Raw genomic sequence first — 19,567 nt, 5'->3', positions numbered from 1 at the left:
AGAATATGAAAATGGAACGGGATCCCTTAATTTAAACACGAATATTTCACTTTTTCATCAACCGCCCTCATATATTCATTTTTATCTTCCACATGGTTTTCGATATCAAATGGTAATGTTTCCAATACTTCTTTTAACTGGATGTTCCGCTGTTCTTGTCTTGGTGCGAAATCATGCAGTCCCTGAATGCCAGTCGCATTTCACCTGTCTGTCAATCAGATTAAATAACGCTTCCTTATGATGTTGCTGCAGAAATTCTACGTATAGTTGACCATCAATGTTATGATTGAACATCACCATCCCCTGTCAAATTTTACTTTTTTGTGAATTTATAATGCTAAAATTTAATTAAGATACGATGAACCGGAGGATGATATGAAATTTAGAAAAGCTGCACCAAAAGGTGGAAGGGATTGCGAAAGTGCATGTGGATGCGTGGAAAACGACTTACAAAGGGATCGTGCCTGATGCCTGCCTGGACACCCTGACATACGAGGAAAAAATAACACTTTGGAATCAAGTGCTGGCCGATTCCCACCAAACTGTATTTATGACTGAAAATCAAAAAGGGAAAATGATCAGTTTTACCGGCGGCGGTAAAACGAAAGCAAATAAACAAGAAAGCTCCGGTTATTTAATAGCCATCTATATTTTAAAAGAATCCCGGCGCTAAAGTACCTGGCAGGAACTGGTTGAAGCATTATTCACACAAATGAAAAAGAAGGGGTTTGAACCATACTTGTAGATGGATTTGAAGAAACCCCTCCCGTTATTTCTATGAAAAAAGAAACAACAACCATTGGAGATTCCGATCTCGGTCAGCCGGTTTACATATGGAACATTTAGATCATCAAGTTAACTCTTTTTTCAAGGCTGCCGCAGCAATTGCTGCATCTCCAGCACCCGCAATTGCAGAAATCACCGAGATGCCATCAGCGCCGGCTTCTATGACGCTTTTTGCATTGCCGCGGCCAATTCCGCCGATCCCGACGATTGGCAGCCGGATACCGTTTTTCCGCATATCAGTGATCACAGATGTTCCTTGCGCCGCTTTTGCATCTTCTTTCGATTTCGTCGGGAAAATCGGGCCTACCCCGAGATAATCCGCCCCGCCGTTTACTGCTTGCCTTGCTTCTTCGACAGTATGAGCTGAAACACCGATGATTTTATTCCCGATTTTTTCGCGAACCGATTCCAACGGCTCATCTTCCTGCCCGATATGCACGCCGTCCGTATCCAGTTCCAAAGCCAAATCAATATCATCATTTACGATAAAAGGAATGCCATGGTTTTTGCATATCCATTGCAATTCCTCTCCAAGTGCTTTCTTTTCATCTCCTTTAAGCGCACCTTTTCCTTTTTCCCGGAACTGAAATAAAGTAACACCGCCATTGATAGCATCTTCCAACACCTGCTGCGGGCGGGACTGGCAGTTCGGGCTGCCCATAATGAAATACAATTTCAATGCAGCGCGCAAATCTTTCTCCTCTATCATTTTACCATGCTCCTTTTCCTGTACGCCCAGTGGTTTGTCGGCCCGTGCCCGTTTCCGATTTGGATGCCGTCTTCAATCGCAGCCGTAATAAAATCTTTCGCTGTTGCTACTGCATCGAAAACGTCCGCGCCTTTTGCCAGCTCTGCCGTAATGGCGGATGAGAACGTGCAGCCGGTTCCATGTGTATTTTTCGTTACGAATCTTTTGGCGGTGTACTCGTAAAAGTTCCGCCCATCAAAAAGCAAATCGCGGGATACCGGGGAATTTTCGTGGTGGCCGCCTTTAATCATGACATACCGGACCCCGGAATCTGAAATGATCCGGGCTGCTTCTTTCATATCCGGGAAATGATGGATCTTAATTCCTGAAAGCTCTTCTGCTTCGGGAATATTCGGTGTCACAATGAATGCAAGGGGGAGCAGCTTATTTTTTAAAGCGTGTATCGCTTCCTGCTGCAGCAGCGTTTCCCCGCCTTTGGCAATCATCACCGGATCGACAACGGTTTTTTCCCAATGATATTCCTTGATTTTCTCCGCAATAGCCTCAATAATGGCAGAATCAAACAGCATTCCTGTTTTTAATGCGTCCGTCCCCATATCTTCCGCAATCGAATCGATTTGACGGACCACCGCTTCCGTCCCTAATGGAAAAACGCCCTGGACACCGAGCGTATTTTGGGCGGTTACGGCGGTAATCACCGACATGCCATACACTTCCAGTTCCTGAAACGTTTTTAAGTCCGCCTGAATGCCTGCACCGCCGCCACAGTCGGAACCGGCAATCGTCAACGCTTTTTTCATTGAATAATCCCTGCTTTCTTTTCAAACGAACCATACGCTTCCAAATCCTCGGCACTAAGCGTTGCAAGCTGGTTTAAAAATTCGATTTGAAAACTTCCCGGCAAATCCGCTCTTGCTTTTTCCCGTGCGATTTCGGCAGCTGTACCGTACATAACAAGTGCCGATACGGCAGCTGTAACCGGATCTTTTTCCACAGCCAAAAACGCGCCGCAAACGGCAGACAAGAGGCACCCGGTTCCAGTCACTTTTGTTAATATTGGATGGCCGTTATGTACGAGATAGACATCAGACCCGTTTGACACCGCATCCGTTTTCCCGCTCACCACTACCGTTGTGTTGAGTTCTTTCGCAGCTCTTAGCGCCAGTTCGCCGGCATCCAAGTTGGTTTCTCCTGCATCCACTCCCTTAATCTTCGACTTCATTCCGATCAGATTTGCGATTTCCGACGCATTGCCCCTGATGGCGGTAAAATTTATTTCCTGCAAAAGTTTCTGTGCAGTTTCCGTCCGGAAATGCGTTGCCCCTGCAGCAACGGGATCGAGCACAACCGGAACATCGTTTTCGTTTGCGGATTTTCCCGCTAAAATCATCGCATCGACTATTCTTTCATTTAAAGTGCCGATGTTCAGTACAACCGCATTTGCTGCTTTCGCCATTTCGGCCGTTTCTTCCACGGCATCTGCCATCACAGGCGAAGCCCCGAGGGCCAAAAGCCCGTTTGCCGTAAAATTGGCAACGACAATGTTGGTGATATTATGGATGAGCGGATTTACCGCCCTGATTTTTTCAAGCAGTTCAATCGGTTTTGTTTTTTCCATTTTGATCTCCTCCTAATCCATTACGAGTCCACCGGCGACGACAAGTTTTTGCCCGGTCACGGCTCTTGCCCATGGAAATGCAAAAATAGCATTGCTTCTGCATCATCTTTCCGATTCCGTGATTTTTTTATAGCAGCGTTGTTGCTTCTATTTATTTAAGTATTTTCTCCTAAATGTTCCTGTAAATCTTTTCCTTTTTGCTCACTTTCAAAATAGTAAATGACAACTTTCGCCCCCCTCTCTTGCAAAAGCTTTTACAATTGCCCTTCCCAATCCCCTGCTTCCGCTTGTTACAAGCACCACTTGTTCTTCCAGTTTCATTTATCCCATCCTTTCCAATGCAAAAAAGCCAGGCCCGTAAAGACCTGACTTGATCAGCAAAAAGTATTGTTCATTCAAAATCCTACTTTCCTACGCCGGTATGATCCGGATCAGGTCCAAAGGGTTGAAAAACAAATGTTTTTCTCTCAGCCCGCCATTTGGGCACCCCTAGTAGTCTGAAATATTTACTTTTTACCAATTATATGCTTTTTATTTTCCCTTGTAAAGTGTACACGGGCACATTATTCGGCAAAAAACAGTAAATTTTTTCGAATTATTCCGGATTTTTCGCGAAAAATTAACATATGCACTCTATATTACGAATCATTATGCCTTTAGTGGCTTGACATGGAGCTTCTGTGGGCTTAGCTTGATGGCAATGGGGCGAGAAGAAAACAATGCTAACTAGCATACCATGCCCATCACTCCATATCAAGCCGTGTATTGAATATGATACATCTGGAATCATTTGAAAATCACAATCTGAAATAATATTGAAATTCAAAGTAAAGTCTTACAATCTTTTCAAAAACACATAGCTTACTTTATCGTAATCCATTTTTTCATAAAACCGGTGTGCGTCTTTTCTCTGCAGGCCGGATGAGAGGGAAACAATGCCATACCCCTTTTCTTTGGCCCACTGTTCTACATATCCAATCAGCCTGGCCCCGTAACCTTTTGACCGGCATGCTGCATCCGTAACCAGGTCGCACACCCAGATAAACCGTCCGTTGTAAAGGGTCATCATCGGCATAAAACCTGTTACCGCAACGATTTTTCCGCCTTCATATACAGCAAACATTTTATAATTTGCCGATCGGGCTGCTTCTTCGACCAATTGAAGATAGTGCTCCTCATCCAAATGCACGCGCAGCTGTTTCATCACCGGAAAAGCTGATTTCCATTCCTCCCGGTTTGTCAATTCCTTTATTTCCATTTTCAACATCTCCTTTCATACTGGCTCACACTCATTTAATCACAATCTGGTATAATCAAAAGGTCCAGATTCGAATTTTTGATAGGATCCAGTAATGCAGATTGGAGGCAGAAAAATAATTGAATTAACGCCGTTTCTAAACAAAGAAAGCAATATCCCGCTGTATATGCAGCTTGTTGATTTTATCAAGCAGGAAATTTTATCCGGCAACATCCGCCCGGGTGAAAAATTACCGTCCAAACGGAAACTGGCTGAATATCTCGGGTTAAGCATCAATACGATTCAATCGGCCTACGAACAATTGACGGCGGAAAGCTATGCAGAAAGCAGGCCGCGAAAAGGGATATTTGTTGCGGATTTCAAAAATGATCTCCTCCCGGAAACCGTGCTTTTCCATCAACAGTTACATGAAAAAGCCGGCCAAGAAAATGAACAAATCAAAATTGACTTCAATTCCGATACATAGTTGAATAAAATATACTCCAAGTAAAGAACCGTTACAAAAAATGCAAGTTCACCGCTGCCTTCCGGTAATTGGGATGAAAGGTAAACCGGCGCAACAGCTGTAAAGATGAGCAGAAACAACAAATATTTTTTAACAAGGAGAAAATCTTTTTTAACGAGCGGCAGCAACATTCTTCCCACCCCCAATATATGCAAGCATGATGTCCTCAATTGTAGGCCTTTCCATCAGTACGCCAGGCATCCGTTCCAGTACTTCTTTCTTTTGATTTGTGATGCCTTCAAATCCGTCTCCGGTTTGCCGCAGATGCAGAAATTGTTTTCGGGTCTGTTCGTCAATCAGGTGGTTATCTCCTTTTACAAGAGCTGACTGTTTTGTCAATTCGGTAAGCTGGCGGATTTCATTGGCCACGACGGCAAAGCCCCTCCCCTGCTCACGCTGCTTCAATGGAAGCGTTCAAAGACAACAGATTTGTTTTCGTGGAAATTTCGTCAATGACCTGCAACAACTGTTTAATTTTTTCCGTTGTTCCGATAAAAGAGTAAATTGTCCCATTTGTTTCTTTCACAGTTGATTGGATATGATCCATTTTATTTCCGATACGTGATACTTCATCCTGGGCCACCGCAAGCTGCTTGGATGCTGCTTTCTCGAGTTTCCGCAGCGTTTCACTCATTTGCCGGGAAGCATCTTTAGCCACATCCAAATCACTCAATTGCTGGCGGGTGCCTTTCAGCATGACGGCCATTTTACTGCTCACCCGTTCCGCGGAAGCCTCTGTCGAACGGGTCGACTCGTTCAATTGGCGCTGGCTTTCCTGGACATCCGCTGCAGCCCGCTTCACCCGCACCATAATGCCTTCCAAAGAATCGATCATATTGTTAATCCAGATCGCGAGAGACTTTGTTTCATCATTAGGAAATTGATCTGCTTGTAACCGTTTCGTTAAGTCTCCTTCCCCTTTGGCATTCATCCGGATAAATCGGTTGATCATATGAAGGTGATTTTCAAGCGGCTGGAATAATTTCCAGTTGAGGAAACGGCCGGCAAGCAAACTGTACACAGTATTGAATAAAATGAGCCCAATAACACCGGCCAAGCGGGGGAGCAGGCCGAATAATGTTATGTAATAAACCTCATTTAGTATAATAAACCCGATTGTAAGCTGCCGATATAGAAAATTGTATCGCCAGTTCACGCCGTGCATCCGATATACTTCTTCCAAATCCCCTTCACACATCATACCCCAAACATCCGGGCAATGCGGCAGCTGGAATGTCACGCCTTTTCCGATGACCAGATATGCCGGTAATCCGGGTAACCGGGAAACGTTACAAAAAGGTTGCTTCCATTCCGAATTGTATTCATCACACCAGGGTGTAGTTCACCCGTGGCAGGATCGGTAAAAATCAATTCCAGTTCCGTGTGATTTTTCATTTTTACAGTACCGTAAGGAGTCCTAACTCCATCTTTCAAATTATCACCGTGAGTAAACGTTAAATCTTCAAAACGGCTGCTCGATAAGGCCGTCCCCGGTACAATATCAGGATTCAAATTCGATTTGGCCATAAAAATATAATTGTCCCCTGAATCGGGATATACATGACCGGATTCCCTCTGGATCAGGTCCCCAAGCACATCGTTCGGCACCCTGCCGCATAAAGCCCCTTTCCATTTTCCGTTTTCCATGAGCGGCAAAATGAAAAGCAGCGTTATTTCATCGTGAAATTTAGATGTGCTTGGCCCAATTTTCAAAGTCAGTGGATCTGCAAATGGACCATATAGGCAATTCTTTCCCTTTTTGGTTCTTCCAGTCCAGGCTGGCAAGGGGATCTCCCTGCATAGGAAGTGCCGATATGCTGACGATAAGTTGAATATGTAACAACCGACCGTTCATATCCAGCAAGAACAGTTCCGAAAAATCCTGTCCGCGCTTTAAGTATGATGAAAATAAGCGTTCAAGATTCTCATCATTCTTTTCTTCCGTACTGCTTAACTGCTGCTCCATCTTTTCCAATAATGACCAATTTTCTTCCGTCCAGTGGAACAAAAGCTGCTTTCTCGTTTCGGCGATGCCTTCGAAAATTTCTTCTACATCTTCTTTTAAATACTGATTCCGCCGATACGCACGCCAAAGCGGCCATCCCGTTTTCCAACCTAACCATCCAAACATTCGACAACCTCCAACAAGCCTCAACTTTTTATGTGATAAAATATGACATTTTATGTGAGTATATTATGCTATGATTTTATCGATTACTCTATCAATTTATCAAAATTTGTTGTAGAGGTTTTTCTAAAAGTATTCAGTACAGAGGAACAAAAATTACAAAAAGCAGGAATTGCATAATAAATATCGATATGCAAAGATGGGGAAGGATACATGCTTATGGATGATAGAACAACATCCTAATATTTTTTATCTCGCTTTTTTAGCAGCCTGACAGCGTAAGGAGAAAATAATTGGTTTTTCAGGAAAAAGCAAGTACTTAAACGCTCATCTTGAAGTAGAACCCCCAAACTACAAGGAAAAAGTACAGATGAAGTAAAGGATTTAGAATTTATGCTGCCACCCCCATTATCCGCGGGGCATGGGGAGTATTCAGATTGGAAAAAACGGCAGGCTAAAATTCAGTGATGATAAAAATATTGACGCACCAACGCCAAAGGAATATGAGATACATTTCTTGAAGTAAAGTGGAACGGTAAAGTTGATCAAACCTTTTACCATTCTAACATTTTCTGTATCGTTGCAACTTTGATTTTCATGCCGTTTTTTAATGGATCATTTCTTCACAGCATATTTTGTACCTTAGAGAACTGTATAGATGCCTATTTTTAAGGATGCCATATACACTTTACAATGCAGCTTTGGAACCTCTTTTTTCAACGGCATCATTTTCAAGTGCTTTTAATAATTATTTGGCAATTCCGTTTCCCTGCATCTCAAGAATCACGGAAAGCATGAAAAATAAAGCTTTTCCTTATCCGCTAGAAAACGGACCATTCCTACCGGTTTTATGGATCCACATACACGATTAAGGGCTTCTCCCTTTGTGCGGATAAAACGGATTGAGCCGTTTCTTTCAAAGCGCTTGATGGCGGTACTTCATTTGGATATTCCATGAGAGCTGCTTTCGATCATGATTTCATGTATAATCGGCGCATCAGGCGGCTTGGCAAATTTTATTTCCATAATAATGTCCATTATTTATGGCATCGAACGGACAGTATACACAATCAAGAAGCTTAGAATCGCTAAACCGGCTACCATGATTGTTGACCCCAGCCAATTAATATACTTCTATCATTCAAATCTAATTTCCGGTAAAAAACGTATAAAATAAAGCCAATCAGAATCGCAGCGCCCCAACCCAACACGCCTGTTTTGGTTTCTAGACTTTTCCAATCCATAAGCCATAAATACAAAATATACCCATCAGCAGCCGCTAAAGCCGCTGAAAGGATCAACAACCTTTTTTTAACATAATAACCCCCTTACCCAGACTAAAAGCCCAGTTCTGTCGACGTCATTCTCTTACTTATCTTTTTTTGTTTCTTTTCGTATGCTTTAATCAGCTCTTTCTTAAAAGACTACTGCATTGTTCTATTTTTTGTTAGTTTGTATAGAAGCAGGTATTTGCTGATATTTTTCAATAACATCCCACCCCGCTCATCATACGGTTCTACATATGAAAAGATTCATAAGTGGTAAATAAAATGATATTCCAGGAAACCCCACTACCGTCATCATCGAAAGTTGCGACAGATTGGATGATTATATCATTTTAGCTACAAACACAATGGCATACAAAGAAGGAACGATCAATAACAGTGAAGCGAAAGTCCCAGGGTTTTGCTTCCCACCATTGCAACAACGACTTTCCGGAAGTCTTCTTCAGTGCATTTGCCGTCAATCACATCGTCCGTCATGGTAGACAACTGCGGATCAATAAAAATGGACATCAAAATCGTTGCAAAACCATTGACGATGGAAGATAGCGTGACACATGTCGCCCTTAAATCGGGTTCAAGGCTGCCGGCATAAATCGGCGCCAATGAACCGATCATCAACAAAGCGACTGTGACAAAATTATACAGAATAATTTTGACCGGCAATTTCCTGTAACTAAGGTTTAAGATATTTTCTTTTACAGGAACGGCCATACAGTCCTTCATAAAATAAAGGCCGGCTTTTGAAAAACTGTGCATGATCAGTTTTGGAATCGAGCGATCAACAGAAAAATATAAAACGCCCCGGTAAAAAATCCTTTGAAATGTTGGAATCAAAAAAGCGCCTGCAACCGTTGCGATTCCCGATATAATGATAATAAGATTAAAGATATGTAATAAGTTGCTTTCCCCAAGTGTGGTGATCCACATATTTCGTTAAAATCGGGACTTGGAACGTTACTGCGATTCTCGACACCAGCGCCAAAATATTAAAAACAGCAAAAGAAACTGCGATTTTGCCGGTTCTCACCCCTACCATCCTGAGTATTCCAGTGTTCCGACTAATGAAATGATAAAATTCAGGATAAAAACAATCATTATTTGTATATTCATATTTCCTCCAGCAATTCAACATTTGAAAATATTTTCTTTATTTTACCACAAATGATTTTGACGCCAAGTTGTTCTACCCAATCGTAAGCAAAAATTCTTTTTTAAAAAATTTCTGAGGAAAAATGATGAAGATAAGAGATTATTCAAAAATCAGTTCAAAAAATGGCCTTGAAGGTTTAAACCTTCCCCGCCATCCTGATGACTTTTCCATCCATTTCAGGTTTCAACTGTTTCATGCCCATTTTCTGATAAAATGCAACCGCTTGTTTGTTTGTCGGCGAAACTCTCAGATGATACTCATTTACTTTTCTCTTTTTAAAAAAATTCATTGCGTACGCATGCAAAAGGGCACCCAGTCCCAATCCGCGTTTCTCCGGGACAAGGTAATAAAGATTGACATAGCCGATTGGCTTCCCTTCATATTCTTTCACTGTCAGTTCCAGCTGCCCAATTGGAACGGCATTTTCTGCTACAAGCATAAAACCTTCTGGAAATTTTGCTGACTGCTTTTGCAGCCATTCGAGATACTCTTTTTCATCAAAATCTTCATCCGTTCCGAAGCTAACTATAAATGAATCACTCCGGAATGAGAGGATAAATTGAAGATGCTGGTTTACGTTAATCGGAATGAACTCCACTTTCTATCCACTCTTTCAAATTTTTAAGAGCCTTTTGCTATCGAAGTAATCCGTATATAATATCCATCCGGGTCAAATAATCATAAATCTTCTACGCACTATGGTCTTTCAGCCAACTCAGTCTCGATGGAATAATCCTTTTCTATTGAGATCTTGCACATTTTCAATTTTCAGAACAACCTCAACTCCAAAACGGGTTTCTGGCCGGATTCGGAAACTTTAATCGGATGATTTTCAAACAACTTCTGCATTTCCCCAAGGCCTATTGTGACATTTCCTTTTTTAACAGGCGCATATCCGCTTTTGATTTCTTTCGTGTATGAAATTCAAGAACGTCTCTATAAATCGCCAAAGACTTTACTATGTTTTCCACAATTCATTCCTGCTTTCATTTCATATTTATCACCTCCATCTATTCTGAATTATTTTTATTATAAATTAATGTTACATATAATGTAATGAAACATTATCATTCCGATGAAAAAGGATTTACCTTACTTTAGAAGAATAGAATACTATGACAAAATGCATGGGAGCTGGTCAAATGAAGAATGAGATAAAAAGCTGGATAAGATCTTTATTGATTGCCGTGGTGCTGGTTGTGATCGTCAGGGCTTTTCTTTTCGCGCCTTATGTGGTAGAAGGCGAATCGATGGAACCGACACTGCATAATCATGATAAAATTCTTGTCTATAAATTTAACCCGGCTGAAAATTATCAACGGGGAGACATTGTGATCATTAAAGACGGAAAACTATGTAAAGAGAATTATTGGTCTCCCCGGGGAAACCATTCAAGTGAAAAACGATAAACTCTATATTGATGGCAAATTGCACAAAGAACCGTATCTGGCACATAATCTTAAAACAGCCCATAAAGAAGGCAGTAATCTGCAATTTTGGGCTGGTCACTGTACCGGAAAATAAATATTTTGTTATGGGAGATAACAGGTTGTACAGCAAAGACAGCAGAAACGGCCTTGGCTTAATCCCCAAACAGGAGATCGTCGGAAAAACCAAGCTGGTGTTTTTTCCAATTTCGGATATATGAGGCATCAAATAAGCGGCCGTTTTTTACTTTTTTCCGGCTGGAAATATTTCGTAAAATCAGCAGCAAAATTACGGTAATGCACGTACTTGCCAATCCTATGAAATAAAACACATAGGCCGCGAGATTTGTTACCGCAACATGCATCAGGCAGTTGAGGGTTAAGGCACTTCTAATCCCTGTAATCCCCCGCCTTTTTTCTTCTCCGCATCACAACATACAGCAGCAACAATCAACACAATTGATAAAATAAACAAAAAGAATTTGGATCACTCTCTTTCACTATAAATTTTCCAATGCGAACACTTCGCCCGTCGCCGCATCCACGCCATATTCACAATCCAATTTTCCGCATAAAGTATACGTTTGGTTTGAATTGTCAAAAACATAAACAGGCTTCAATGTCATAAATGGAACAAGTTTTTCAAACGCTTCTTCTATTGTGATGATGATCTTACCAGGTGCCTGGAAATGCTCAAACGCTTCCATCAGCGTCAAACTGTCTATATCATTTACAGTTTGAACACTTTTTGCATCGATTATGACTTTCAGCTTTCTTTGTGGTATCCGGCAGACTCTCTGCTTCAAGCCCAGCTCTGCGTGAATGTATCCTTTATCACGTCGCAATGTTCTCAGCACCCATTTCCCGGAATCTTCCGGATACTGGCAGCGCAGGAAGTCCACCACTGCAGAAATGCACTTCCCTTGCAGATCCTTTGTTATAGGTAAAACATCTGGACTTGGCTCGGCCGAAAATGCTTGTTCAGACGTAACTTTTTCCAGTAAATGTACTATTTTCTTTTTGAACGGATGCCTTAAAGGGGCTTTCCATTCAAGAACTTTATTTACTTCAACTGTTGGTTTATCATCCGGAGACGAAAGGATGGATAACCGGCCATTCGCAATATAGACTTCATCCAATCCATAAATGGAAATATAACGTTCCTGCTCGTACAGTGGAATTTCGTACAATTTGACATGTTCTTTTGCCAAATGCTCAATTTCTGCGATTGACATCGAAAATTTTTCTTTTTTTGCTGGCACTTCAGGCGGAAAATACCCGTTGGCGGAAAAAAATATAAGGCGACCTTCTATATCATAGTGAACCTCTATAAATCCGGGAGGCGATGTTTGGATCCTGTTGAAACAACTCCTGAACTCCATCTCCCCTTCTTCCTGCCTTACTAAAGAAAACTGGCTTTCATTAACCATACCTGTCTCTTCTTCAATCCACTTGATAATTTCTTGTGAGCTTTTAAACACTACTCCGTTATCAGCAGAAGTCTTGCCGCCGACAAAGATAACACTTTTAAATCTTCGGCTCTGTACATCCATCTCAATGGCCGCTGTTCCTACCGGATTAAAACCACCATCATATTGATCTGCATGGTTCGGCAACCATTCCATACTTAATGTATACTCTGTCTGATTGAAGATATTTACAGTACGGCTAAAGCTGTATCTTTTCAAAAAATAATTATTCAGGCCGAATTTCTTTTTCGCTATTTCAATAAATTCCTGTGTCCTTGGATCCAATTCCCCACCTCTTTCAAACGTAAAATTAAACCCGATGAATAGATTGTCCCGCCGTACCCAGCCCTATCCTGGGAGTGGGCTATGTTATTAGCGGCGTGACTGACTACTTATATCCAAAACCATACACCTGGTCATATGGTAGGCCAATCCTTTTTGTGATCAAATGCCCATACATACGAAAAGATCATGCCGTATTCGTTGCTTTTTGCAAAAAACTTAAATATTTGCCTCGAATCACAAATCAGACAGTCTCCATATTCCCGGCTGAAATCAAACAAAGGCGCAAGCAAATCCATCATCATGTGGTTGTGAAATAACTTTGATCACGTCATTTTTTCAATTCCTGCCTCATCGTCATTTTACCAACCGCCTGTTAACCGAATATGAATACGAGTTTCATATCCATTCCCCTATCCCATTATCTTAAAAATACTTTTAAAAAATTCAAACATAAAATAGGCTGCGAATCCAAACAGCAAGCATCCCGCTGTAACGGAAACCCATTTAATGATTTTTTTATTCAGCAATGTCCGCGTTTTCGAAATCACCGCCATTAACGTGATATCGTGGAGAGTGATCCCGGTTAAAATCCCTGCTGACGCAAACAAAAAGCCTGAAATGCCGTATACATGCATAGAGTTGGATAAGATGGTGCCAAATATCCCCATCCAAAACATAACGCTTCCGGGAGAAACGGCAACGAAAAAACCGTTTAAGTAAGAAGATTTTAGTGATTTCGTTGGTTGCTCATTTCCCAGGTTTATATCTTTTCCCGCATCTTTAACACTTTCACAACCAATATAAACTAAAAAAACACAACCGGCAAACCACATGATGGTTTGGACAACAGATAGGGATAACAATGGCGCAAAGCCGAAATACAGCAACAGGATGAAAATAAAATCAACTGTCATTCCGCCAAGCCCCACACACCAGCCGTGCAGAAAGCCGTTTTTTAAACCCTGTTTTACCATTTCAATGGTCACGGCGCCAACCGGCAATGCAATACTTAAGCCGAGTAAAATAAAGGTAAAAAAATGTGCACCCATCCGCTTTACCCCCTTAATGGATTTCATAGGCAAGCCATTTTGACTGCTTAGCCCCCATTTTTTCATATAATTTTTGCGCGACCAGATTATCTTTTGCCGTTTCCCACGTCATATTGGCAAAGCCGTTCTCCCTAATGTATGACAGGCATTGTTGAAAAAGCCGCTCCCCTGCTTTTTGTCCTCTTTCGTGCTGTACGACAAAAAGATCATTTAAAATAGCAGCCCCCTTGACTTTTAGTGTGCTGAACGTAAAATACAAAGTCGCAAAACCGATCAATTGTCCATCTTTTTCTGCGACAAACTGCATACCTTTCTCAGTGTGGTCCAGTAATGCATGAATCAGGCTGATGAGATCATCTTCTTTCGGCTGTGGCTGCTTGTAAAAATCTACGATGTATGTTTGCATTAATGCACATAACTGCGGTACATCTTCTTTGGTTGCTTTTCTAATCAGAAAATTTCTCATTTTCCCTCCCCCTTTTTTTATAAATGTTATAATGATCTTAAATTAAATGTATCCCCACTGAAAGGTACAATTTTTATTTATTTATAGGGACAGTTAGAATGGAGTGCCGTTCATGTTTGAAATCACACCTCATTTAGATCCAAAACATCAAACACCGCTTTATATTCAACTTTACAAATATATTCTTAATGAAATTGAAGCGGACAGGATTCCTCAAGGCACAAAACTGCCATCAATCCGGAAGTTGGCTGCTCATCTTGAACTCGGCAAAAATACTGTTGATGCAGCATACCAGCAATTGGCTGCGGAAGGATATATTGAGAGTAAACCCGGAAGCGGATACTATGTTGCTGATTTGGATCGACAATTATTAACTGTACCGAAACATGGTGCATGCACAATAAACATACCTGAATTGAAGAAACCGCTGCCGAATCATATCCGGTACGATTTTCGCCACGGAAATATTGACACTGACAATTTTCCGTTTGCAGACTGGAAAAAAATAAGCAACCAGGTATTGTTTGAAAAAGATATCTTTTCTTACGGGGACAGGCAGGGTGAGCCGGAGCTGCGTCTGGAAATAGCTAAATATCTATACGAATCAAGAGGCGTTTCCTGTTCACCGGAACAAATCATCATCGGCGGCGGAATTCAGCAGCTGATCAGCCTGCTTTGCTTCATCATTGGAGTGAAAGACAAAGGCATTGCCGTTGAAAATCCAGGTTATGATGGAGCGAGAGCAGTATTTCTCCATCATGGTTTTCAATTAAAGTCTATTGGCATCGATCAATGCGGACTGAAAATAGCAGAATTGGAGCAAAGCCGTGCCCGGTTCGTTTATGTAACGCCCTCCCACCAATTTCCAATGGGAATGATTATGCCGATTGCAAACCGAATGAAATTGCTTCAGTGGGCTAATCGTGTTGACGGATTTATCATTGAAGACGATTATGACAGCGAGTTCCGCTACAGAGGAAAACCGATTCCGGCACTTCAAGGAATTGATCCAAATGGCAGGGTCATTTATCTTGGTACCTTTTCTAAAGCGCTTTTACCCTCGATTAGAGTGGCATATATGGTTTTACCTGAAGCGTTGATCAATAAGTTCAATGAGAACTTCCAATCATATGAGCAGCCGGTCTCTAAAATTCTTCAGAAGACATTGTGCTTATTTATGCGGCAAGGATACTGGCAGAAACATTTAAGGAAAATGAGGCATATTTACCAGAAAAAGCACGAGGTACTGTTCAAGGCTGTACATGAGCACATGGGAAACAATGTTCGCATGATTGGCGAAAACTCCGGGCTGCACGTTATTATGGAAGTAAAGAAAAACGACACGGAAGATTGTTTGATTCAAAAGGCAAGGAATGCTGGCGTCAGAGTATATCCGACATCAAAATATTGGATGAATGGGCGCCAAACGCTGCACCCACAGCTCCTGCTCGGATTTGCCGGGTTAAGCGAAAAAGACATCCAAAGCGGAATAAAAATTTTAAGCGGAGCTTGGTTTTAACAATAATTTTTCAACAATATGCATGCAAAATGATAAAATAGGAAGCGGGGAAAAGGGAATGTATATACCAAAAGCGTTTGAAGTGACAGAAAAAGAGAAATTATATAACTTTATAAAAAACAATAGCTTTGGTATTTTATTTTCGCAGGATGACATCGGCCCGATGGCAACGCACCTGCCTTTTCTTCTTCATGAAAGCGGTCAACTATCCACACATATGGCAAAAGCGAATCCCCATTGGAAAAGTTTAAACGGTAAAGAAGTTTTGGTTGTTTTTCAAGGCCCGCACGCTTATATTTCGCCAACCTGGTATCACGAAGAAAATACGGTTCCGACCTCGAATTATGTTGCCGCCCATGTATATGGGACAGTTAAAATTGTAAAATCCAAGGAAGAGACGGTTCATTTAATGGATCAAATGGTCAACTTATATGAATCTGGATTATCTGAGCCTTGGACAGCGCCGTTCGGCACCAAATTTATTGATGGCCTGATGAATGGAATTGTCATGTTGAAAATCACAATAAACAAAGTCGAGGGAAAATGGAAGTTAAACCAAATCCATTCTATTGAAAGACAGCAAAATGTTGTGAATGGTTTACGAATGGCTAAAAATATCATTTCGTTGAAATCGCAGACTTAATGGAAGAAAACATTCAGTTATGTACTAAATCATGAAAGGGAGAATGAATATGAAATCCATTGATCATTGGAATGCAAAATTATATGATTCAAGGTATGCTTTTGTTTCAAGATATGGAAACAGCTTGGTAGAAAATTATTGGCTCTCTTGGCTCTCCAGCAAGGCGAGAAAATCCTTGACCTTGGCTGCGGGACCGGAGATTTAACCAATACAATCTTTGAAACCGGTGCGAAGATAATTGGTGTAGACAAGTCTGAGAATATGATACAGCAGGCATCCCGCAAATACCCGCATATCCGGTTTTTGATACAAGATGCAACACAGTTAAAATTTGAGAACGAATTTGAGGCGGTTTTCTCCAACGCCGCCCTTCACTGGATAAAGCAGGCAGAAGTGGTGTTGCACGGGATTTATCGCTGCTTAAAATGAGGCGGGAGATTTGTGACCGAATTCGGAGGGAAAGGCAATGTCGAAACAATTACGAATGCGATTATTCAGCAGATCAAAGTAGCCGGATTTGATTTTAAGGTGGAGCAGTTTCCTTGGTTTTATCCAAGCATCGGCGAATATGCCACATTAATGGAAAAAGCCGGATTCCGGGTCACTTTTGCAATGCACTTTGACCGGCCTACACCCCTGAATGGGGATGAAGGGTTGAAAAACTGGATCACGATGTTTTGTCCCCGACTGTTTGACGGCATCCCTGTACATACAAAGGACGAAATGATTTCGAATACTAAAAAGCAATTGAAAGACGTTTTATTCAAAGACGGACAATGGATTGCGGATTATAAAAGGATACGGGTAAATGGAATCAAACCGTAATAAATTGATTAACATACGATAAGATATAAGATATATTCTTTTTAACGTCATCATTTTCTGCTGAAATATTTAAATCTGTACAGTTTAGCTGGATGTAATATCATCATAATGTTTGACTGTTTCTATATATAGGTATATAATTAATAGCAATTCAATATGTTGTATTTTGGCGCGTGTGTAGTTATAATAATAAACATGTAAGCATCCCTGCTCTTCCAGTTCCCGCCTGCCACCGGACATCCCGGTGAACATCTGCCGCTGTAATTCCATAATGTGTTATTCTCCAACAAGCACACTGTTTCCTAAAAGATACGGGTACAATTTAAAGCAACACTCAACAATTTAAAAAAATACAAAGGGTATAAAAAAGAGGTGATTACAGATGAGAAATAAAATTTTTAACTTCATTATCGACGGGCGATTGATTACGGTTAAGGCGAAATCCGTCAAAGAAGCGAAAGTTAATGCAAAGGAGATCGCCCGCAGCTTAAGGGAAGAAGAAAACATGGGCAACCAATCAGCAATTTGATTGGCTGCCCTTTTTAAATGTTGGGTAAGTGTATTTCCTTGAAACGAGCCATCCGATAAATCAGCTTAAACTTAATAATCCGGCAGCAAAAATAAAAACGAGTGTCAGCGGAAGCATTTCTGATCCCAAGCCTGCCAGCAGCTGAGATACTGGCACTGCTCCGTAAGACGAAAGCGACACCATGCTCATCGTTCTGCCGAGCCTGTTTATTAGAAAGTATTCCTGTTATTTTAGAAATCATAATGACGCTTAGTATGCTTAGAAAACCGACAAGGCCTAAAGCCGGCAGTACCGCCCAAAGTTTTGGAATGACGGTCAAGCATAAAATTATCCCTTGCATGGTGACCAGTAGGTAAAAGCTTTTGATTGTTTTAAACTTAATTGCTATTTTGTTAACAAACACCATTCCAAGTACCGATCCAATCCCGAAGGCAGCCATGACAAACCCCATTTCTTCAGGATACACGCCAAATTTTTCTCGCTGTACAGCGGCAAAGCAATCTGCAGTGGCCCTACAACCGCAAGCCCACTGATGAATTCAACAAGGAGAACTGTACTGGGCCACTTTTCCGTCCAAACGTGGTGAAACCCTTCTTTTAAATCCGATAAAAAATGCGGTTTTTTTGTCTCAGTCAATACCGGTTGTTTTGTTTTTATCATCATTCCAGTTGCAGCTGCTATAAGGTAGGATGCGGCATTCACTGCAAAACCGGCTTCCAATCCGAGCTTTCTGACGACAACTCCGACAAGCGGCGGACCGATAAAAATGGCGGCCTGTGAAATGGCCTGTACCCATGCGTTCGTCCGTTCCAAAAATTTCCTCTCCACCAATGACGGTACAATTGAGTTAAAAGTGGGATAAAAGAAAACGCTCGCAATACCTGATATAACGAGCAATGTATACAGGATGGGAAATGATATTGCAGCAGAATAAGATAACCCGGCCAGCAGGAACATCACGAAAAAGCGAAAAAAATCTGACACCCAAATCACTTGTTTGGCACTTAGCTGATCCACAGCAACTCCGCCGAACAGCAGCACAACAATGCGCGGAAACATCAAAAAGAACTGGGAAAGCGCCATTTCCGTTCCGCCTCCGCCAAGGCTGGTAATCAAATAAATCAGCGCAATTTGCTGGAATCCGTCTCCAAATGCGGAACTTGACAGGCCGAAGAAAAATAATGGGAAGTTTTTGTTGGAGAAAAGGCTGCTTGGCTTACCCTTCACCATCTCCATGTTTCCCCTTTTCATCATCTCCTGATAATGGATGAAAAAATTGCTAAGTGTAAACAACTTCCTGTCCTCTTCTGTTTTTTCCTGCCGGGCATCCTCTAAAATGACTTGGCTACTCGAGGGGTGTTTCCGGGCAATTTCTTTTTCCGTCAACCACGCCTGTTCCTGTAAAATTTGGAAATCAGGTAATACCCCAATCAATTCGTGGATGCTGTTCATCAAATTCCTGTATGTCTCATGCAGCGCAGATTCATAAAGGGAATGTTCATCCGCTTTTGTAATTTAAGCGCAGGAGAAAGTCGGAAAGAGCGAGCTGCAGCTGTATAATATTTTTCAACGATCGATTTATTGACCACTTCTTTTGTCAGTTCGATGATGCCTGCATCGAGCAGTTCCCTTACATGGAAATGAACTTTCGGCGGTGACTCATCCAAGACTTCGGCAATTTGTTTATTGGTTAATTCTTTGTATAACAACTGCGATAAAATCCGCTGCCTTTACGGGTGGGACAATGCATGCAACTGCTCAGGCGTTTCGATCAGCATTTCGTATTTCACGGCCACTCCCCTTCCACCAAATAAATATTATCGATAAATTATTTTTTATCGATTAAATTTTCTTGTAATTTTTTGCTTTGTCAATTTAATCTAAAAATTTTTATAAAAAATCAAATACTCTTGTA

At 41.4% G+C, this 19,567-nt stretch carries 23 protein-coding genes, 2 pseudogenes and 1 riboswitch; of the genes and pseudogenes, 8 read left to right on the top strand and 17 right to left on the bottom strand.

All coding sequences use genetic code 11. The features are described 5' to 3' along the window. The first annotated feature begins 403 nt into the window (after positions 1 to 403). Positions 404 to 673 carry a hypothetical protein gene (locus tag GBH70_RS13120; protein WP_151681462.1) on the top strand — a complete coding sequence of 90 codons (270 nt, stop codon included), beginning with the start codon at positions 404 to 406 and terminating at the stop codon, positions 671 to 673. Positions 674 to 850: 177 nt separating this feature from the next. Here GBH70_RS13120 and thiE read toward each other — a convergent pair whose 3' ends face one another. The 4 genes from thiE to GBH70_RS13095 all read right to left on the bottom strand — a co-directional run bounded on the left by thiE (position 851) and on the right by GBH70_RS13095 (position 4,371). Beyond that, complete coding sequence (gene thiE / locus GBH70_RS13115; RefSeq protein ID WP_172967492.1) at positions 851 to 1,495, bottom strand: thiamine phosphate synthase; 645 nt, start codon at positions 1,493 to 1,495, stop codon at positions 851 to 853. Then, a complete protein-coding gene (gene thiD / locus GBH70_RS13110; RefSeq protein WP_151681461.1) occupies positions 1,492 to 2,295 on the bottom strand; it encodes a bifunctional hydroxymethylpyrimidine kinase/phosphomethylpyrimidine kinase in 804 nt (267 codons plus the stop codon). The genes thiE and thiD overlap by 4 nt, the downstream gene beginning before the upstream one ends. Then, on the bottom strand, positions 2,292 to 3,113 hold the full coding sequence (gene thiM, locus GBH70_RS13105; RefSeq protein WP_151681460.1) for a hydroxyethylthiazole kinase: 822 nt from the start codon (positions 3,111 to 3,113) through the stop codon (positions 2,292 to 2,294). The genes thiD and thiM overlap by 4 nt, the downstream gene beginning before the upstream one ends. A 391-nt stretch (positions 3,114 to 3,504) precedes the next feature. Then, positions 3,505 to 3,614, bottom strand: a riboswitch (TPP riboswitch). Between the two features lie 334 nt (positions 3,615 to 3,948). After that, positions 3,949 to 4,371 carry a GNAT family N-acetyltransferase gene (locus GBH70_RS13095; RefSeq protein ID WP_151681459.1) on the bottom strand — a complete coding sequence of 141 codons (423 nt, stop codon included), beginning with the start codon at positions 4,369 to 4,371 and terminating at the stop codon, positions 3,949 to 3,951. A gap of 94 nt (positions 4,372 to 4,465) precedes the next feature. Here GBH70_RS13095 and GBH70_RS13090 point away from each other — a divergent pair, with 94 nt between their 5' ends. Further along, positions 4,466 to 4,837 (top strand): GntR family transcriptional regulator, encoded by a 372-nt coding sequence (locus GBH70_RS13090; RefSeq protein ID WP_253693894.1) that lies wholly within the window; start codon positions 4,466 to 4,468, stop codon positions 4,835 to 4,837. A 150-nt stretch (positions 4,838 to 4,987) separates the two neighbouring features. Here GBH70_RS13090 and GBH70_RS13085 read toward each other — a convergent pair. The 7 genes and pseudogenes from GBH70_RS13085 to GBH70_RS13065 form a co-directional block, all read right to left on the bottom strand. Then, positions 4,988 to 5,206 (bottom strand): annotated as a pseudogene (locus tag GBH70_RS13085) (sodium ABC transporter ATP-binding protein); the annotation flags it as partial. A gap of 61 nt (positions 5,207 to 5,267) precedes the next feature. Further along, entirely contained in the window at positions 5,268 to 6,077 is an 810-nt protein-coding gene (locus tag GBH70_RS17360) for a methyl-accepting chemotaxis protein (protein WP_253693886.1), read from the bottom strand. A gap of 35 nt (positions 6,078 to 6,112) precedes the next feature. Next, on the bottom strand, positions 6,113 to 6,589 hold the full coding sequence (locus GBH70_RS17355) for a hypothetical protein (RefSeq protein WP_253693883.1): 477 nt from the start codon (positions 6,587 to 6,589) through the stop codon (positions 6,113 to 6,115). Continuing rightward, positions 6,564 to 7,007: a hypothetical protein gene (locus GBH70_RS17350; RefSeq protein WP_151705959.1), complete on the bottom strand. Its 444-nt coding sequence runs from the start codon at positions 7,005 to 7,007 to the stop codon at positions 6,564 to 6,566. Before GBH70_RS17350 ends, GBH70_RS17355 begins: the two co-directional genes overlap by 26 nt. A 1,652-nt stretch (positions 7,008 to 8,659) precedes the next feature. After that, a complete protein-coding gene (locus tag GBH70_RS13070) occupies positions 8,660 to 9,217 on the bottom strand; it encodes a lipid II flippase family protein (RefSeq protein WP_503827277.1) in 558 nt (185 codons plus the stop codon). Next, entirely contained in the window at positions 9,171 to 9,317 is a 147-nt protein-coding gene (locus tag GBH70_RS18015) for a lipid II flippase family protein (protein ID WP_503827276.1), read from the bottom strand. Before GBH70_RS18015 ends, GBH70_RS13070 begins: the two co-directional genes overlap by 47 nt. Positions 9,318 to 9,576: 259 nt before the next feature. Then, positions 9,577 to 10,038, bottom strand: coding sequence for a GNAT family N-acetyltransferase (locus GBH70_RS13065; RefSeq protein WP_151681458.1), 462 nt, complete (start codon positions 10,036 to 10,038; stop codon positions 9,577 to 9,579). Positions 10,039 to 10,582: 544 nt separating this feature from the next. Here GBH70_RS13065 and lepB point away from each other — a divergent pair. Beyond that, positions 10,583 to 11,088: pseudogene (gene lepB / locus GBH70_RS13060) on the top strand (signal peptidase I). A gap of 279 nt (positions 11,089 to 11,367) precedes the next feature. Here lepB and GBH70_RS13055 read toward each other — a convergent pair. From GBH70_RS13055 to GBH70_RS13045, 3 genes are all read right to left on the bottom strand, one after another. After that, positions 11,368 to 12,621 (bottom strand): hypothetical protein, encoded by a 1,254-nt coding sequence (locus tag GBH70_RS13055; protein ID WP_151681457.1) that lies wholly within the window; start codon positions 12,619 to 12,621, stop codon positions 11,368 to 11,370. 410 nt (positions 12,622 to 13,031) lie between these two features. Continuing rightward, positions 13,032 to 13,670, bottom strand: coding sequence for a LysE family translocator (locus GBH70_RS13050; RefSeq protein ID WP_151681456.1), 639 nt, complete (start codon positions 13,668 to 13,670; stop codon positions 13,032 to 13,034). A 13-nt stretch (positions 13,671 to 13,683) separates the two neighbouring features. After that, positions 13,684 to 14,136 carry a GNAT family N-acetyltransferase gene (locus GBH70_RS13045; protein ID WP_151681455.1) on the bottom strand — a complete coding sequence of 151 codons (453 nt, stop codon included), beginning with the start codon at positions 14,134 to 14,136 and terminating at the stop codon, positions 13,684 to 13,686. Between the two features lie 112 nt (positions 14,137 to 14,248). Here GBH70_RS13045 and pdxR point away from each other — a divergent pair, with 112 nt between their 5' ends. The 5 genes from pdxR (at position 14,249) to GBH70_RS16840 (ending at position 17,652) form a co-directional block, all read left to right on the top strand. Continuing rightward, positions 14,249 to 15,655: a MocR-like pyridoxine biosynthesis transcription factor PdxR gene (gene pdxR, locus GBH70_RS13040; protein ID WP_151681454.1), complete on the top strand. Its 1,407-nt coding sequence runs from the start codon at positions 14,249 to 14,251 to the stop codon at positions 15,653 to 15,655. 22 nt (positions 15,656 to 15,677) lie between these two features. Further along, entirely contained in the window at positions 15,678 to 16,298 is a 621-nt protein-coding gene (locus tag GBH70_RS13035; protein WP_308694293.1) for an FMN-binding negative transcriptional regulator, read from the top strand. Between the two features lie 138 nt (positions 16,299 to 16,436). After that, complete coding sequence (locus GBH70_RS17690) at positions 16,437 to 16,727, top strand: class I SAM-dependent methyltransferase (protein WP_308694294.1); 291 nt, start codon at positions 16,437 to 16,439, stop codon at positions 16,725 to 16,727. A 12-nt stretch (positions 16,728 to 16,739) separates the two neighbouring features. Then, entirely contained in the window at positions 16,740 to 17,123 is a 384-nt protein-coding gene (locus GBH70_RS17685) for a hypothetical protein (RefSeq protein ID WP_308694295.1), read from the top strand. 382 nt (positions 17,124 to 17,505) lie between these two features. Beyond that, complete coding sequence (locus GBH70_RS16840; protein ID WP_172967494.1) at positions 17,506 to 17,652, top strand: hypothetical protein; 147 nt, start codon at positions 17,506 to 17,508, stop codon at positions 17,650 to 17,652. Between the two features lie 13 nt (positions 17,653 to 17,665). On the opposite strand, the gene GBH70_RS13025 is transcribed toward GBH70_RS16840, so the two are convergent. From GBH70_RS13025 to GBH70_RS13015, 3 genes are read right to left on the bottom strand one after another with little or no spacing between them, the layout of a single operon-like run. After that, positions 17,666 to 18,091: a hypothetical protein gene (locus tag GBH70_RS13025; RefSeq protein ID WP_151681453.1), complete on the bottom strand. Its 426-nt coding sequence runs from the start codon at positions 18,089 to 18,091 to the stop codon at positions 17,666 to 17,668. Next, the gene (locus tag GBH70_RS13020) at positions 18,037 to 19,104 is read right to left on the bottom strand and encodes an MFS transporter (protein ID WP_151705961.1); all 1,068 of its coding nucleotides are present in this window, start codon (positions 19,102 to 19,104) and stop codon (positions 18,037 to 18,039) included. Before GBH70_RS13020 ends, GBH70_RS13025 begins: the two co-directional genes overlap by 55 nt. Continuing rightward, positions 19,104 to 19,373 (bottom strand): winged helix-turn-helix domain-containing protein, encoded by a 270-nt coding sequence (locus GBH70_RS13015; RefSeq protein ID WP_151697601.1) that lies wholly within the window; start codon positions 19,371 to 19,373, stop codon positions 19,104 to 19,106. The genes GBH70_RS13020 and GBH70_RS13015 overlap by 1 nt, the downstream gene beginning before the upstream one ends. Between the last annotated feature and the right edge of the window lie 194 nt (positions 19,374 to 19,567).

Source organism: Weizmannia acidilactici (assembly GCF_008974225.1).
GTDB classification, from domain to species: domain Bacteria; phylum Bacillota; class Bacilli; order Bacillales; family Bacillaceae_C; genus Weizmannia; species Weizmannia acidilactici.
Note: the sequence above shows the minus strand (reverse complement) of the source record. Positions and strands in the feature narration are given on the sequence as shown.

Excerpts from the sequence above, each read along its gene's own strand:
- thiE (WP_172967492.1), bottom strand. The coding sequence starts at position 1,495 with ATGATAGAGGAGAAAGATTTGCGCGCTGCATTGAAATTGTATTTCATT.
- thiD (WP_151681461.1), bottom strand. The coding sequence starts at position 2,295 with ATGAAAAAAGCGTTGACGATTGCCGGTTCCGACTGTGGCGGCGGTGCA.
- thiM (WP_151681460.1), bottom strand. The coding sequence starts at position 3,113 with ATGGAAAAAACAAAACCGATTGAACTGCTTGAAAAAATCAGGGCGGTA.
- GBH70_RS13095 (WP_151681459.1), bottom strand. The coding sequence starts at position 4,371 with ATGGAAATAAAGGAATTGACAAACCGGGAGGAATGGAAATCAGCTTTT.
- GBH70_RS13090 (WP_253693894.1), top strand. The coding sequence starts at position 4,466 with ATGCAGATTGGAGGCAGAAAAATAATTGAATTAACGCCGTTTCTAAAC.
- GBH70_RS17360 (WP_253693886.1), bottom strand. The coding sequence starts at position 6,077 with ATGATGTGTGAAGGGGATTTGGAAGAAGTATATCGGATGCACGGCGTG.
- GBH70_RS17350 (WP_151705959.1), bottom strand. The coding sequence starts at position 7,007 with ATGTTTGGATGGTTAGGTTGGAAAACGGGATGGCCGCTTTGGCGTGCG.
- GBH70_RS13070 (WP_503827277.1), bottom strand. The coding sequence starts at position 9,217 with ATGTGGATCACCACACTTGGGGAAAGCAACTTATTACATATCTTTAAT.
- GBH70_RS13050 (WP_151681456.1), bottom strand. The coding sequence starts at position 13,670 with ATGGGTGCACATTTTTTTACCTTTATTTTACTCGGCTTAAGTATTGCA.
- GBH70_RS13045 (WP_151681455.1), bottom strand. The coding sequence starts at position 14,136 with ATGAGAAATTTTCTGATTAGAAAAGCAACCAAAGAAGATGTACCGCAG.
- pdxR (WP_151681454.1), top strand. The coding sequence starts at position 14,249 with ATGTTTGAAATCACACCTCATTTAGATCCAAAACATCAAACACCGCTT.
- GBH70_RS13035 (WP_308694293.1), top strand. The coding sequence starts at position 15,678 with ATGCAAAATGATAAAATAGGAAGCGGGGAAAAGGGAATGTATATACCA.
- GBH70_RS16840 (WP_172967494.1), top strand. The coding sequence starts at position 17,506 with ATGAGAAATAAAATTTTTAACTTCATTATCGACGGGCGATTGATTACG.
- GBH70_RS13025 (WP_151681453.1), bottom strand. The coding sequence starts at position 18,091 with ATGGCTGCCTTCGGGATTGGATCGGTACTTGGAATGGTGTTTGTTAAC.
- GBH70_RS13020 (WP_151705961.1), bottom strand. The coding sequence starts at position 19,104 with ATGAACAGCATCCACGAATTGATTGGGGTATTACCTGATTTCCAAATT.